Source organism: Cellulomonas triticagri (assembly GCF_003696205.1).
GTDB lineage: Bacteria > Actinomycetota > Actinomycetes > Actinomycetales > Cellulomonadaceae > Cellulomonas > Cellulomonas triticagri.
In genome coordinates, this window is sequence record NZ_RFFI01000262.1 from 1 (window position 1) to 1240 (window position 1240).

Sequence of the window (1240 nt, forward strand, 5' to 3'; positions counted from 1 at the left end):
CGGGAGCGCGAGGCGCCCGGCGGTCGCGACGGCGCCGACCAGCACGAGCGCGGACAGCACCGGCCCGACGCCCGAGCCCGGCACGTCGAACGCGGCGAACGCGTCGCCGGGCAGGCCGAGCGGCAGCGACGGGTCGACGCCGTCGAGCAGCGCGAGCCCGGCGAACAGGCCCGCGAGCACCCCGGGACCGGTCACGAGGACGAGGGCGACCCAGCCACCGGTGACCTGCGCCCGGTAGCGGGCGCCGCGGGGTGGCGTCTCCTGCGCGGCGCGGGGCCGGACGAGCACGAGCGCCGTCCACACGAGCGCGGCGCCCACGGCGGCCGCCCCGGCGGCGGCGGGGACGGTCTCGGGGACGAGCGCGAGGGGGGCGACCGCCCCGGCGAGCACGGCGAGGGCGGCGGCGATCCCGGTCCAGGCCGGTCCGCCGCCCGCGAGCGCCTGGAGGCGGGCGACGACGGCCGCGAGCAGCAGGCTCAGGGTGACGCCACCGGTCCACCACGCCTCGGCGGGCGGCTGCAGCGCGAAGCCCTGGAGCAGCGCGGCGAGGAGCAGCAGCGCGGCGGCGACGGTGAGCAGCGCGTCGACCACGGCGGTGCCGCCGCCGAACCGCGCGCGCACCTGCCGCCGGTGGCCGACGCGCACCAGCGTGACGAGCACGGCGGTCTGCAGGCCGAGCTGCCACCCCCAGGCGGTGCCGGTCGCCCCCGCCAGGCACAGCGGCACGGCGGGCAGCACGAGCACCAGCGCGGTCCAGGACCGGACGCGCAGCGCGGCCCCGGCCGCGGGCATGCCGAGGCCCAGCGTGAGCAGCAGCGTCGCGAGCACGAGCCAGCGCACCGGCCCGTCGGCGAGGTCGGCGGTGACCCACGCGTCGACCAGGGTCAGCGCGGCGACGAGCACGCCGATGGCCTCGGCGGACGACCCGGCACCGGTGCGGCGCAGCAGCAGCGTGCCCGCACCCGCGAGGCCGGTGGCGAGCAGCAGCACGATCACCCGGGCGAGCGGCTCGTCGGTGAGCACGAAGAACGCGAACACCAGGGCGGCCGCCGCGACCAGACCGGCTCCGGCCAGCGCGAGCAGCCGGGTCACGTCGAGCTGCCGACCGGCGGGCGGCATGACCGGCGCCGCCGGCCCCCGCCCCGGGACCGGCGCGTACCTCGGGACCGAGCCGTACCCCGGGACGGGCGGCGGGCCCGCCGGGGCCCGCACGACCGGCGGGAGCGGGGCGCCCGGGACG

1 pseudogene is annotated in these 1240 nt (G+C 80.6%); it reads right to left on the minus strand.

The features are described 5' to 3' along the window. Positions 1–1119 (minus strand): annotated as a pseudogene (locus EBM89_RS20715) (hypothetical protein); the annotation flags it as partial. Between the last annotated feature and the right edge of the window lie 121 nt (positions 1120–1240).